This is a genomic window from Halorubrum sp. BV1, assembly GCF_000746205.1.
GTDB lineage: Archaea > Halobacteriota > Halobacteria > Halobacteriales > Haloferacaceae > Halorubrum.
In genome coordinates, this window is sequence record NZ_JQKV01000002.1 from 430,487 (window position 1) to 443,330 (window position 12,844).

Annotated in this window: 12 protein-coding genes; 7 read left to right on the plus strand and 5 right to left on the minus strand. The window is 69.7% G+C overall.

Features of this window, described 5'->3' with window-relative positions; genetic code table 11:
* Positions 1 to 43 precede the first annotated feature (43 nt).
* The 3 genes from EP28_RS06770 to EP28_RS06780 form a co-directional block, all read right to left on the minus strand.
* On the minus strand, positions 44 to 322 hold the full coding sequence (locus EP28_RS06770) for a hypothetical protein (protein WP_049983236.1): 279 nt from the start codon (positions 320 to 322) through the stop codon (positions 44 to 46).
* A gap of 35 nt (positions 323 to 357) precedes the next feature.
* The gene (locus EP28_RS06775) at positions 358 to 1,671 is read right to left on the minus strand and encodes an MFS transporter (RefSeq protein WP_049983237.1); all 1,314 of its coding nucleotides are present in this window, start codon (positions 1,669 to 1,671) and stop codon (positions 358 to 360) included.
* 161 nt (positions 1,672 to 1,832) lie between these two features.
* Positions 1,833 to 3,617 (minus strand): PAS domain S-box protein, encoded by a 1,785-nt coding sequence (locus EP28_RS06780; protein ID WP_049983238.1) that lies wholly within the window; start codon positions 3,615 to 3,617, stop codon positions 1,833 to 1,835.
* A gap of 142 nt (positions 3,618 to 3,759) precedes the next feature.
* Between EP28_RS06780 and EP28_RS06785 the strand changes: the two genes are divergently transcribed.
* The 5 genes from EP28_RS06785 to EP28_RS06805 all read left to right on the plus strand — a co-directional run bounded on the left by EP28_RS06785 (position 3,760) and on the right by EP28_RS06805 (position 7,708).
* The gene (locus tag EP28_RS06785; RefSeq protein ID WP_049983239.1) at positions 3,760 to 5,223 is read left to right on the plus strand and encodes a DNA polymerase Y family protein; all 1,464 of its coding nucleotides are present in this window, start codon (positions 3,760 to 3,762) and stop codon (positions 5,221 to 5,223) included.
* Between the two features lie 64 nt (positions 5,224 to 5,287).
* Complete coding sequence (locus tag EP28_RS06790; protein ID WP_049983240.1) at positions 5,288 to 5,731, plus strand: hypothetical protein; 444 nt, start codon at positions 5,288 to 5,290, stop codon at positions 5,729 to 5,731.
* 22 nt (positions 5,732 to 5,753) lie between these two features.
* Positions 5,754 to 6,347: an NUDIX hydrolase gene (locus EP28_RS06795; RefSeq protein WP_049983241.1), complete on the plus strand. Its 594-nt coding sequence runs from the start codon at positions 5,754 to 5,756 to the stop codon at positions 6,345 to 6,347.
* A 123-nt stretch (positions 6,348 to 6,470) separates the two neighbouring features.
* Positions 6,471 to 7,439 carry a CPBP family intramembrane glutamic endopeptidase gene (locus tag EP28_RS06800; protein ID WP_049983242.1) on the plus strand — a complete coding sequence of 323 codons (969 nt, stop codon included), beginning with the start codon at positions 6,471 to 6,473 and terminating at the stop codon, positions 7,437 to 7,439.
* Between the two features lie 89 nt (positions 7,440 to 7,528).
* Positions 7,529 to 7,708, plus strand: a complete 180-nt coding sequence (locus EP28_RS06805; protein ID WP_049983243.1) for a hypothetical protein — start codon at positions 7,529 to 7,531, stop codon at positions 7,706 to 7,708.
* 85 nt (positions 7,709 to 7,793) lie between these two features.
* On the opposite strand, the gene EP28_RS06810 is transcribed toward EP28_RS06805, so the two are convergent.
* On the minus strand, positions 7,794 to 9,146 hold the full coding sequence (locus tag EP28_RS06810) for a putative ATP-dependent zinc protease (RefSeq protein WP_196219616.1): 1,353 nt from the start codon (positions 9,144 to 9,146) through the stop codon (positions 7,794 to 7,796).
* 106 nt (positions 9,147 to 9,252) lie between these two features.
* Here EP28_RS06810 and EP28_RS06815 point away from each other — a divergent pair, with 106 nt between their 5' ends.
* Positions 9,253 to 10,290 carry a succinylglutamate desuccinylase/aspartoacylase family protein gene (locus EP28_RS06815; protein ID WP_049983244.1) on the plus strand — a complete coding sequence of 346 codons (1,038 nt, stop codon included), beginning with the start codon at positions 9,253 to 9,255 and terminating at the stop codon, positions 10,288 to 10,290.
* A gap of 24 nt (positions 10,291 to 10,314) precedes the next feature.
* Here the strand turns inward: EP28_RS06815 and EP28_RS06820 are convergent, their stop codons facing one another.
* On the minus strand, positions 10,315 to 10,899 hold the full coding sequence (locus EP28_RS06820) for an NAD(P)/FAD-dependent oxidoreductase (protein ID WP_049983245.1): 585 nt from the start codon (positions 10,897 to 10,899) through the stop codon (positions 10,315 to 10,317).
* Between the two features lie 126 nt (positions 10,900 to 11,025).
* Between EP28_RS06820 and EP28_RS06825 the strand changes: the two genes are divergently transcribed.
* Positions 11,026 to 12,804: a S8 family serine peptidase gene (locus tag EP28_RS06825; protein ID WP_049983246.1), complete on the plus strand. Its 1,779-nt coding sequence runs from the start codon at positions 11,026 to 11,028 to the stop codon at positions 12,802 to 12,804.
* Positions 12,805 to 12,844: the final 40 nt, after the last annotated feature.

Here is a 12,844-nt window from a genome sequence, read left to right on the forward strand (position 1 = left end):
AATTGTCGCGGGACGGTGCGGCCGCGGTCGAGATTCGGGGAGATCACCGCGCCCGCCGGCCCGCCTGTCGGTCGATGTGACGCGTGTAGCCGCCGACGCCGAGGCCGAAGCCGACCACGATCAGGACGAAGCCGAGCATGCGCGTCGTCCCGACCGTCATCAGCGTCAGGATCACGCCGAACACGAACGCGAACACGCCGGCGACGACGACGCCGGCGTCGACGAGCGGGGAGGGCTGGACCGCCTCGCAGTGGGGGCAGATCCGCGCGTCGCTCGGGATCGGCTCGCGACAGTCGACGCAGTAGACGCGGTCGCGGGACACGAGGTGAGTGTTGTGGTTGATGGGACGTCAATCTGTCAGTCCGCGGCCGTCGCGGCCGCGTCGTCGCTCGCGCCGAGCGTCTCCTCGACCTGCGTCACGACGCCGACGAGCGCGACGGCCGCGAGCACCGCGCCGACGGCGAAGGGGACGACGAACCCGAAGCCGACGAGCCAGCCGGACGCGAGCGGCCCGAGCGCGATGCCGAAGCCGAATCCCATCGTGAGCACCGACAGCGTCGTCCCGGACTCCCCCTCCCGCGCGAGGTCGCCCGCGAGCGCGAGCGACGGCGCGAACACGAACGCGACGGCGACGCCCTGCCCGAGCCGAACGAGCGTCATGACGATCGGATCGGTGACGATCCCCTGCAGTAGCGTCGTCGGGGCGAGCAACACGAAGCCGGCGAGCAGGAACGGTCGCCGGCCGATCCGGTCGCTCGCCTGTCCCACGGGCACCTGTAAGAGGACGTTCGCGATGGTGACCGCGCCGAACTGAATCCCGAACCAGACGGGAGCTTGGTCGAGTCGGACGTTGATCTGGTTCTGGAGCGTGGCGAACATCGCGATACACAGCCCCATCGCGACGGTCGCCAGCCCGAGCGCGAACACGGGGTCGAGCAGGCGGTCCTCGCCGCGCACCCGGATCGAGAGGTCGTCGCTCGCCGCGCTCGACTCGGCGGCGTCGCGGACGAGAAGGAACACTAAGACGAAGCTGAGGTACGCCCCGGCACAGGCCGCGACGAAGGCGGCGTCGAATCCGTCGAGCGTCGGGAGCCCGATCGGCGAGAGGTCGTACGGCCCGCCCTCGACGACGGCCCCCGCGAGCACCGGACCGAAGCCGAACCCGATCAGCCGGAACGTGTTGTAGACGCCGAAGTTCCCGCCGCGGTCGCTGTCGCTCGCGGCGTACTCGTTGACGAGCGCGACCGTCGCCGGGATGATGAGCGCCGCGCCGAACCCCTGTGCCGCCCGGAGGGCGACGAGGTGCCAGTACGTGTCGGCGATAATGTAGAGTCCGCTCGCGGTTCCGAGAAGCAGGATGCCGGCCAGCACGAACGGCCGCCGGACGCCCATCCGGTCCGAGAGCCGTCCGGTCAGCGGCTGTGAGAAGCTGTTGAGAAAGCCGAAAAGCGAGAGGACGATTCCGATGAGGAGCGGCTCGGTCAGCGTCACCTCCGCAGCCCCGATCCCGACCGCGGAGCCAATCAGCGCGTCGACATCGATCAGGTCGCTGGCGATGTACAGCGGCAACACGACGATGAGAAACGAGTTCCCGGCCGCCCCGACCATCCGCGCGAGTGCCAGCACGATGACGCGCCGGTCGGTCGCCGCCGCCCGCGAGAGTAGCCCCATTCACTCGCGCTTCGGGAGGCGAAGCAAAGGCGCTTGTGGACCACCGAGAATCGATCCGGTTCCGCATCCAGACGAGGGGGACCGCATGAGCCGCGACCGGCGTGAGAGCCACGATAGCCAAGCAGGTCACCCGACCGGAGACGTGAGAGATCGGGTGAGGCTCACGCGGCCTCGACGCGCCGCGTCACGCCGCGGATCTCGAACCGCGCGCCGCCGGTTTCGGCGTCCGTCACAGACACGTCCCAGCCGTGTGCGGTGGCGATCTCGTGGACGATCGCGAGGCCGAATCCGGTGTTCCCGTCGACGCCGCTTTCGCCCGGTTCGAAGAGGTCATCACGGATCGCCTCCGGGATACCCGGACCGTCGTCTTCGACGTAGAAGCCGTCCGGGAGGTCACCGACCCGGACCGTGATGTTGTCGCCCGCGTGTTCCACCGCGTTGCGAATCAGGTTCTCGAACAGGTTCCGGAGACGGTCGGGGTCGGCGCGCACCGCGCCGTCAGTCTCGATTTCCATCGCGGCCACGTCGGTGTCGACCGTGTCCCAGCTGTCGGCGGCGACGGCGGCGAGCGAGACGGCCTCCGGGTCGCCGACGGACTCGCCCTCGCGGGCCAGCGTGAGGGTGTGGTCGACGATCGTCTCGATGCGGTCGAGCGCGTCGGCCGCGGTCGAGAGGTGCTCGTCGTCGCCGTCACGGGCCTTCGCCGCGAGGTCGACGCGGCCCTGTGCGACGTTGAGCGGGTTCCGGAGGTCGTGGCTCACGATCCCGGCGAACGAGTCGAGCCGCTCGTTCTGCCGTTTTAGCGCGGCCTCGCGCTCTTTGAATGCGGTGATGTCTTCCTGGAATCCGACCCACTCCGTGACCTGTCCGTCGTCGTCGCGGATCGGCGCGATGCTGACGCGGTTCCAGAACTCCGTGCCGTCCTTGCGGTAATTCAGCATTTCGACGCTCTCGGGTTCGCCCGCGTTGATGGCGCGCCGGAGTCGCTCGATGGACGCCTCGTCTGTGTCGTCGCCCTGCAGGAATCGACAGTTGACACCGACGGCCTCCTCGCGGCCGTACCCGGTCATCTCGACGAACCGGTCGTTGACGTACACCATGGGATTGTCCGACCGATCCGGGTCCGTGATCGTGATCCCGACCGGGGCCTCGTCGAGCGCCCGAGTCTTCGTCTCCAGTTCCTCGCGTCGCTCGTGCTCGTCGGAGACGTCTCGCAGGATGCCGACGCTCCCCTCGAAGCACTCGCCCTCGTACGGGAGCGCGGCCATGTGGTCGCGACACGGGATCGGCTCGCCGTCCTTCGGGACGATGTCGACGCCGAAGTGCTCGACGTTCGGGCTGGTACTCGACAGGACGTTCCCGAGCCGGTTCTCGGCCTCGGCAACCGCATCTGGTCCCTTTATCAGATCGGGCGTGCTACCGATTATCTCCTCGCGGTCGTAGCCGGTGAGCGCCGCGAACGGCTCGTTGACGAAGGTGAACACGCCGCTATCGTCGACGACGTACACCGGATACGCGAGCGCGTCGATGACCGTCGAGTAACGGTCTGCGACCTCCCGCGTCCGGTGTTCCTCGACCGCTTGGTCGACCCGGTTCGCGAGCCGCCGGAGCTGCTCGGGGCCGCCCTTCTGGAAGTATCCCGTGACGCCGGCGTTGAGCGCCTGACTCGCGATCTCCTCCGACCCCTTCCCCGTGTAGAGCACGAACGGCACCCGTCGGTCGCGCTTGCGGAGCGCGTCGAAGAACGCAAGCCCGTCCATGCCGGGCATGTCGTAGTCGCTGACGACGCAGTCGAACGACCTCTCGCTCAACCGGTCGAGCGCGTCGGTCGGGTCCGTGACGCTCGTTACCGCCACCGCCGAAAGCTCGCGATCGAGATACGCCGCCGTCAGATCCAGCACGGACGGGTCGTCGTCGACGTGCAACACGTCGATCTGCTCGGGCATAGCCGATCAGTAGGGCGGCCGGTAATAAACGAATGTCGGCCGAAGTAGCCGTTCTGGATCCGAGTTCAGACAGCCCTCTGTCGGCGAGCGCGTTCGCCGCGCGTGGCCGGTCTTAAGACCGACGAGCGCGGAGGCCTCCCCGATGGGTGGCGAGACGCTCCCCGGGACGGCCGCGGCCGACGGCGACGAGGCGAGCGACCGCGTCGTCCTGCATGTGGATATGGACTGTTTTTACGCCTCCTGTGAGCGACTGCGTCGCCCCGAACTCGCCGACGAGCCCGTCGTCGTGGGCATGGGCTACGAAGCGGGCGAGACGGGCGGCGCAGTCGCGACCGCGAGCTACGAGGCCCGCGCGTTCGGCGTCGAGAGCGCGATGCCGATCTCCGAGGCGTTGGAGTTGCTCCCCCGACGCGCCGACGCCGACCCAGACGACCCGGACGCGCCGAACCCCGAGGAGACCGGACGATACCTCCCCGTCGACCTCGACTTCTACAAGGACGTCGCGAGCGAGGTGAAAGCGATCGTCCGCGACTGCGCCGACACGCGGCGGGAAGTGAGCATCGACGAGGCGTACCTCGACGTCACCGACCGCACCTCGTGGGCCGTCGCCGGTGGCGGGCCCGACGCCGATGACGCGCCGCCCCCGAGCGCCGCGGCCGGTCCCGCCGACGCCCGAACGCTCGCGGAGGGGTACGCCCGCCACGTTAAATCCCGGATCGAACGCGAGGCGGGCGTGCCGGCGAGCGTCGGCGTCGCCCCCAACATGTCGGCAGCGAAGGTCGCGAGCGACGCCGACAAGCCCGACGGACTCGTCGTCGTCCCGCCCGGATCGGTCGCCGACTTCCTCGCGCCGCTGCCGACTGCAGACGTCCACGGCGTCGGCCCCGTGACGGAGCGGACCCTCGCCGACATGGGGATAGAGACCGCGGGCGATCTCGCCGACGCCGACCCCGACCGGCTCGCCGCGGAACTCGGCGACCGCGGACGGGAGCTGTCGCGCCGCGCCCGCGGAGACGACGATCGACCGGTGACGCCGACCGGCCTCCCGAAGAGCCTCTCACGAGAGTCGTCGCTGCCGGCCACCGCCGACGACGAGACGAAGCGGGCGACGGTGTCGGCGCTGGCGACCGACGTGGCCCGCCGCGCCCGCGAGCGGGGCTGCCTGTACCGAACCATCGGGATCAAGGTAGTTGAGCCGCCGTTCGAGGTGAACACTCGCGCGCGGAGCCTCCCCGGCCCCGTCGACGACCCCGACCTCGTCGAGGAGGTCGCGCTCGATCGCCTCACCGAGTTCGCCGACGCTCGAGTCCGCAAGCTCGGCGTCCGCGTCTCGAATCTCGATTTCGCGGAGAGCGATCAGGCGACGCTCGCCGGGTTTGATGCGGCCGATCGGTCCGGTGGCGAGGGCTCCGAGCCGTCCGGTTCCCGGTCGACCGACGACGCCGGCGGCAGCACGCTCACGGACTGGGTCGGCACAGAGCCGAGCGTCGAGACCGACGGACAAAGCGAGACCGACGGAGGCGACGGAGGCGGGAGAGACGACGGAAGCGACGGTCGGCCGCGACGCCCCGAGGACGGACAGGCCTCGCTCGACGAGTGGGACTGAGCGACCCGCCCGGCGAGCCACTTGACGGACCGGTCTTTTTCTGCTACCGCGGTCATCGCCGAGTGTGGGCTCCCTGCGCGCGCTCCTCCTCGGTCCCCCTCGTGACCGCCCGCGTCCCGATCCGCGAATCGCGGTGCCGCCGGCGTGTTTCGCGCTCGTGTTCGCCGCGTACGCGGTCGGCGCGTTCGCGATCGACGGCGGCGTCGTGTTCCTCGCGGGACACGCGGCCGTCGTCGGGGTCCTCGGGGCCGCGGGCCTCGCGGTTCGCCGGGGTGGTCTGATCGCCGCGTGGGCGACCGTCTACGCCGCGCTGCTCGGATACAGCGCGAACCACTACCTCCTCGGTCTCCCCGGACGACCGCTCGCGGAGCGGCTGGTCGCCCTGTTCGGCCTCGACGGGCTGGTCTATCTCGGCGTGCAGGCGCTCGCGTTGGGGACGCTCGCGTGGGTGTTCGGGACTCTCGCGGCGCGAGGAAAAGAGTGGATCCGCGAGCGTGCGGCTATTTAGCCCCGAGCGCCGAGTGCGACCCATGGACGACTCCGCCGACCTCTCGTGGGAGACGCTCGCGACCGACATCGACTACCGCTGTCCCGGGTTCGACGTGCGCCGCGACGAGGTGCGGTTCCCGGACAGCGAGACCGACGGCTTCCACTACGTCGACGAGCCGCCGGCGGTCGTGGTCCTGCCTTTTACCCCCGACGGCGACGTGGTCGTGATAGACGAGTGGCGGCAGGCGGTCGGGCGGGTGAACCGCGGGCTCCCCGCGGGAACGGTCGAGCCCGAGGATGCGGGAGGCCCCGAAGACGCCGAGGACCCAGACGGCGACGCCGCCGACCTCGAAGCCGCCGCGGCCCGCGAACTCGCCGAGGAGACCGGCTACGAGGCGGCCGCGTTCGAGCGGCTGACGACGGTCGAGCCGACGAACGGGATGGCGAACGCGGTCCACCACCACTTCCTCGCGACGGGCTGTGAGCCGACCGCCGACCGCGACCTCGACCACAACGAGTCGATCGCGGTCGAGACGGTCCCGTACGACGACCTCCTCGAAGCCGTCGTCGACGACGGGCTCCGCGACGGCCGCGCCGTGACCGCGGTGTTGTGGTACGAGCTGACGCGGCGGTGAGCGACGCGGAGACCGAGCGACGAGGTGGCGGCGGCGGCGGAGGCGGGCGAGTCTCGAACCCGCGGACGCGCCGGCGGCGTATCGACGAACAGGCCTATGCCTGCCCGGTCCCTACCGTCGGCAATGACCGATCCCTCCAGCGACGATCCCGGCGGCTCGCCGGCGAGTGCGCCGGACGGCGGCTCCCCGACAGACGGCGGACCACCGACAGACGGTGGTTCGCCGGGGAAGGCGGCAGAGACGGGCGCTACTGCGTCGACCGACCGAACCAGACCTAGTGATCGCGTCGTTCCGGCCGGCGACCCGTCTACCGGCGGCGACTCGCTCGCGAGGACGGTCGGCTCCGCGGTCGCCGTCGGCGTGCTCGGCGTTCTCGCGTACGTCGCCGTCTCGCTCGTCTTCGCGACGGTCGGCCAGTTTGTCGGCGGCTTCTCGCTCGGAGTCTCGCTCGCGCTCTCGCTCGTCGTGGGACAGTACGTCGCGTTCGTCGGGACAGGTCTCGCGTACCTGCGTCTCCGCGGCTTCGACCGGGCGCGGATCGTCGAGTACCTCGGGATCGAGCGCCCGAGTCTCCTCGGGCTCGTGATCGCCGTCGTCGGGGCGGTGGCGACGTTCGCAGTCGCGCTGACGCTGTCCGCGGTCGTGGCGAGTTCGGGCGTCGAGCCCGCGCAGAATCAGGGCGCGGCGGTGGCGATGCAGAACCCGGCCATCATCCCCGCGATCGTCCTCGCGATGTTCCTCGTCGTCGGCCCCTGCGAGGAGTTCCTCTTCCGCGGCGTCGTCCAGAGCCGGCTGCGCGAGTCGCTGCCGGCGGCCCCGGCCATCGTCGTCGCGAGCGCGGTGTTCGCCCCCGCGCACGTCATCTCGCTGTCCGGCGGCGGCGCGTCGGGCGTGGCGATCGCGATCGGCCTCCTCGTGTTCCCGAGCCTCCTGTTCGGCGTGGTGTACGAGTACACTGGGAACCTCGTCGTCGTCGCCCTGATGCACGCGCTGTACAACAGCATCCTCCTGTCTCTCCTCTACATCGTGATCGCGTATGGTCCGGAACTGGAGCGCGCAGCCGCCGGCGGAGCGGCGCTGCTGCCGGTCTGATAGGTGGAAAAAAACTGAACCGACGCGAATCGGTCCAGCGGCGGAGGCCGGCCGGACCGCACACCGAAGAACACCCGGACCGCAGACGGTTGACGAGACCGCTACTCGACGAGTTGGGCGGCCTGTTCGTAGCGGGCGGCGAGCTCGTCCCAGTCGACGACATCGAGGACGGATCCGTGGATCTCACCGACGACGACTACGACTACGTCCGCGACGGGCCGGCGGACGAGGACGACGGACCGGCGTCGACGTCGCACGTCGGCTTTTGACGCGACCGGACGCGGCGATCGGTCTGTCGTGACCGGACGCGGTGACCGGTACGTCGGAGTCCGCGTGCGTCCGACGCCGCACTCGCTACTCCTCCTCGAGTATCTCGCCGCCCTCGGCGCGTTCCGCCTCGTCGGCGTCCGCGCGGCGGCGCACGTCGACGCGGTAGTCGCTGAGGATGTCGCGGCCCAACAACAGCGGGTATTCCATGTGTCCGCGGTCCTCGACGCTCGCGGTGACGGTGTGTTGGTTCCCGCCGATGCCGATGACGAGATCGACGACCGGACGCGCCTTTCCGCCCTTCATGCTCCCTGATTTTACGCGCGTCATGCTCTTTATCGGGCCTGCGCCGATCTCGGCGGCAAGCTGGGTATCGATGCTGGTCCGTGTCGCGCCCGTGTCCGACTTCGCGAGCGCCTGCGTCGATCCCGAGGTGCCCGTTACGACGACCTCCTCGATGTAGCCGATGTCGGGCTGTTCGGAGCTCGTCGTCTTCGGGACCGGCGCACAGGAGGGACGCGAGTCGTCGAGCGTCGCGGCGATCCGGTCGACTGCGTCGTCGTCGACCTCGCCGCCGACCGTCTCGATCGCGAGCCTCGCGATGTGCGGCGCGGGGCTCGTGCCCGTCGCCTCATACAGTCCCTTGAACCCGGCCGTCGGATTGACTTCGAGGACGTACCAGCCGTCGTATCCCTCGACGAGGTCGACGCCGGCGTAGTCGAGGTCCATCACTTCGGCCGCGTAGAGGGCGGTCTCTGCGGCTTCCTCCGGCATATCGTCGGTCGCGTCCTCGACCGCGCCGCCGAGCGCGACGTTCGTGCGCCAGTCGCCCTCGGGCGCGTAGCGGTACATCGAGCCGACGATCTCGTCGCCGACGATGTACACGCGCAAGTCGCGGTGCTGTGCGTCGTCGCGGTCGATGAGCTTCTGGAGGAACGCCTGTCGGTTCCCCACCTTGGGATTCACTCGTTCCGTAAGATCGACCTTCCACGTCCCGCCGCCGTGGGTGCCGATAGCGGTCTTGTACACGCCAACGTCGCCGAAGCGCTCGCGGCCCTGATTGAGCCGTTCGTTCGAGAGCGCGAGTAAGGCGTCCGGCACGCGGATGTTCCAGTCGGCGAGCGTCGCGGCCGTCGCGAACTTGTGGATCGCGGCGAGCACCGCGTCCGGCTCGTTGAGCATCGGCCGGATCCGCTCGAAGGTCGTCGCGAGCCCCAGAAGCTCCGCGGGCTGATCGGTGTTCGACAACAGCAGGCGGTTGGCGATGACGTCGACGGCGGGTTCAACCGAGACATCGCCGTCCTCGACGCTTATCGCGGCGTTCTCCTCGCGGAGCCACACCGGCTCGTGGCCCAGATCCTCGACCGCGTTGCAGATCGCCTTCGTCTCCTTGCTGTTGTGTAACGACAGCACTCCCACCCGTACCGAATCCGAACTCATGCGTGTGGCTGTGAGGGCCGACCTAAAAGGCGCGCCGATCGACGTGCCGTCTCCCGCGGCTCACTCGGTCGCCATATATATACCCCGCCCACTGCTCCGCTCTGACATGAGCGACGACCGGGTGTTCACGTACAACGGCGGCGCGGTGCCGCCCGGCGAGACGCAGAACATCCGCTACGGAATCAGCGAGACGTACCTCGGCGACCCGGTTCGGATCCCCGTGACGATCGTCAACGGCGAGCGCGACGGCCCGACCGTCTTCCTCACCGCGGCCGCCCACGGCGACGAACTCAACGGCATCGAGGTCGTCCGCGAGGTCGCCCACGAGTGGGACCTCTCTTCTCTCGCCGGCACCCTCGTCTGTCTCCCAGTACTCAACGTTCCCGGTTTCATCGCCCAGCAGCGCTACCTCCCCGTCTACGACCGCGATCTGAACCGCTCGTTCCCCGGGAAGGAGGGGTCGACAAGTTCGAAGCGAATGGCCCACCAGATCTACGAGAACTTCATCGCGCCCTGCGATTTCGGGCTCGACTTCCACACCTCCACCCGCGGTCGGACCAACATGCTCCACGTCCGCGGGGACATGACCGAGAAGGGCGTCCACCGCCTCGCGATGGCGTTCGGGTCGAACGTGATCATCGACAGCGACGGCCCGAGCGGCACGCTCCGGGGCGAGGCGACCGACGACGATATCCCCACGATCACGATAGAGATGGGCGAGGCGCACCGGTTCCAGCGCGGGCTGATAGACGACGCGCTCGCCGGCGTCCGGTCGGTGTTCGCGGAGTACGAACTGCTCGACGCCGACACGGTGCGCTGGCCCGGATGGCGGACGATCGTCGCCGGCGCGGGCGAGAAGACGTGGCTGCGCGCCGACTCCGGCGGTATCGTCGACACGCACTTCGAGAGCGGATCGCTCGTCCGCGAGGGCGAGCGGATCGCGACGATCACAAACCCGTTCAAGGAAGACGCCGTCGGCGTCGAAGCGCCGTTCACCGGACTGCTCATCGGGCTCTTGGAGAACCCGGTCGTCTACCCGGGGAACCCGCTCTGTCACCTCGTCGAACTCGACGAGGCGACGCGGCGCGCGATCGAGGCCGGCGACGCCCCGAAGCCGGTGGGACAGCCAGACTCGGCGGACTGAAAACGACGGCAGTCAGACCGGTCGCTACTCGTCGTCGATGAGGCCGCCGAACACCGAACTCGCGGTGTCTGGGACGTCGAAGTCGTGGTAGTGCTCGCCCTTCTCGGCCGAGAGAATGTTGAGCGCGGCGGCCGCGCCGTCGCCGGCCGAGATGACCGCCTGCCACTCCTCCGCGCGGACCATCGCGCCGGTCGCGTACGCGCCCTCGACGCTCGTCTCCATCGAGACGCCGACGGCGACGAGGTCGCCGTCGAACTCGCAGCCGAGCGACTCCGCGAGGTCGCGGTTCGCGCCGGTGGCTAACACGACGTAGTCGGCGTCGTACTCGCCGTCGTCTGTCGTCACGGTGAACCCGTCGTCCGACGCCGCGACGTCCGTGACTTCCTCGCCCTGGTGTCGGTCGACGCCGAAGTCGTCGACCTGCTGTCGGGCGGTCGCCATGAACTCGCTCCCCCCGACGGATCCGACGCCGAGATAATTGAACAGATGTGCTTTGTGCATCCATGTGCCGTCGGTGTCGAACAAGAGGGTGTCGAGGCCGTTCTTGCCCGCAAACAGTCCCGCACTGAGACCTGCCGGTCCACCGCCGACGATTGCGACGTCTACCATAGGCAACTTATCGCTCGCGCGTCAATAAGAGTTGGCGGAAGCGGCCACACACGGGGGAGAGATTCGACCCTGCGCGTTGACCGGGCGAGCCGAAGCTATTTGTCGTACCCTCTCTGCGGGTCGACTATGGGCAATTGGCGAGGCGCGAAGTCGGCGGATTCGGTGGGGACTCACCGCCGGCTCACCGCCGTCAGAGCGGCCGTCACAGCGATCTGCATCGCGCTCCTCGCCGGCGTGCTCCTCGTCGCGCTCACGTCGGGAGCCGCCGCCGTCGGCGTCGCGGGCGTGACCGCCACGCCGCTCGACCACACAAACACCGCCACGCCGCTCGACGACGCGAACGGTACGGTGGAGGTCGTGGTCCGGTTCACGCCGATCGAGACTCCCGCCGACCTCGGCGCGGTCGACGCCGACGGCACGTCTGCTACGACCGCCACGTCTGAGATGGCTAACACGTCCGGGACGGCCGCCACGTCCGAGGATCACCGCGACGCCGTGGTCGACGACCTCCGCGAACACGCGGCCGCCGAACAGGGCGCGTTCGCGGAGTTCGCCGCCGCACGCGAGGGGGTCACGGTCGAACGCAAACTGTGGCTGGCGAACGCGATGGTCGTAACGGTCGATACAGACGCCGTGTCCGCGAGCGCGCTGCTGTCGGTCCAGAACGTCACCGCGGTCCACGAGAACGTCGAGATCGAACCGGTCGGCGGCGCGTCGTCGGCACCGAGCGGATCTTCCACCACACCTCGGCCGCGCACCGCCGCCCCCGCCCAGATCACAGCAGACCCCAGCGGCCGGACCACAGCGGGGCTCCGACAGATCGACGTCCCCGCCGCGTGGGAGCGGTTCGGAACCCGCGGCGCGGGCGCGACGGTGGCCGTCATCGACACCGGTGCCGACTCCCGGCATCAGGACATCGATCTGGACGGATGGGCGGCGTTCGATCAGCAGGGTGCGCTCGTGAGCGACGACCTCGCGGACGCGGGCGACTCGGACGGCCACGGAACTCACGTCGCCGGCACGGTCGCGGGCGGAAACGCGTCGGGGACACACATCGGCGTCGCTCCGGCGGCCGAACTCCACGCGATCGACGTGTTCGCCGAGAACGAGACGGCGACGTTTGCGGGCGTGATCGCGGCCATGGAGTACGCGACGACGGACGGCGACGCCGACGTGCTCCAGATGAGCCTCGGCGCGCCGGGCGCGTTCCGCGAGTTCGTCGCCCCGGTGCGGAACGCCCGCGCCGCGGGCGCGATCGTCGTCGTGGCCGCCGGAAACGAGGGCGAGAACACCTCTACGAGCCCCGGTAACGTCCACGACGCTCTCGCGGTCGGCGCGGTCAACCGCGACCGAGAGGTGCCGCCGTTCTCCAGCGGGGAGTCGGTCAACGCGACCGCGGCCTTCGAGACGTATCCGGACGATTGGCCGGACCGGTACGTCGTCCCGGACGTGACGGCACCGGGCGTCGGCGTCGTCAGCGCCGAGGCGAACACGACCGCCACCTACGTCCAGCGGCAGGGAACGAGCATGGCGGCTCCACACGTCGCCGGCGTCGCCGCGCTCGCGGTCGCCGCGACCGACGGACGAGTCGACGACGCGACGTTGCAGGCCGCGATCGTCGAGACCGCGATCCATCCCGCGAACGCGACCGCCCCCGACGACCGGTACGGACACGGCGTCGTCGACGCGCCGGCGGCGGTCGGTGAGGCAGTCGAACGAACGACGCCGGAACCGAGCGCGACGGACGAAGCCGAGGGGAACGTCGAAACCGGCGGGACCGATTCTGATCCCCCGGACGGCGGTGCCGCGACCGACGGCGCGACGCCCGGGTTCGGCCCCGTCCCCGCGCTCGTCGCGCTCGTGGTCGCCGCGGCGTTCGCGCCCGTCGGAGTTCGGGACCCGTGAACCACGAGTCGTGTCTGGCGGGCGGTCGCGGCGAGTTCAG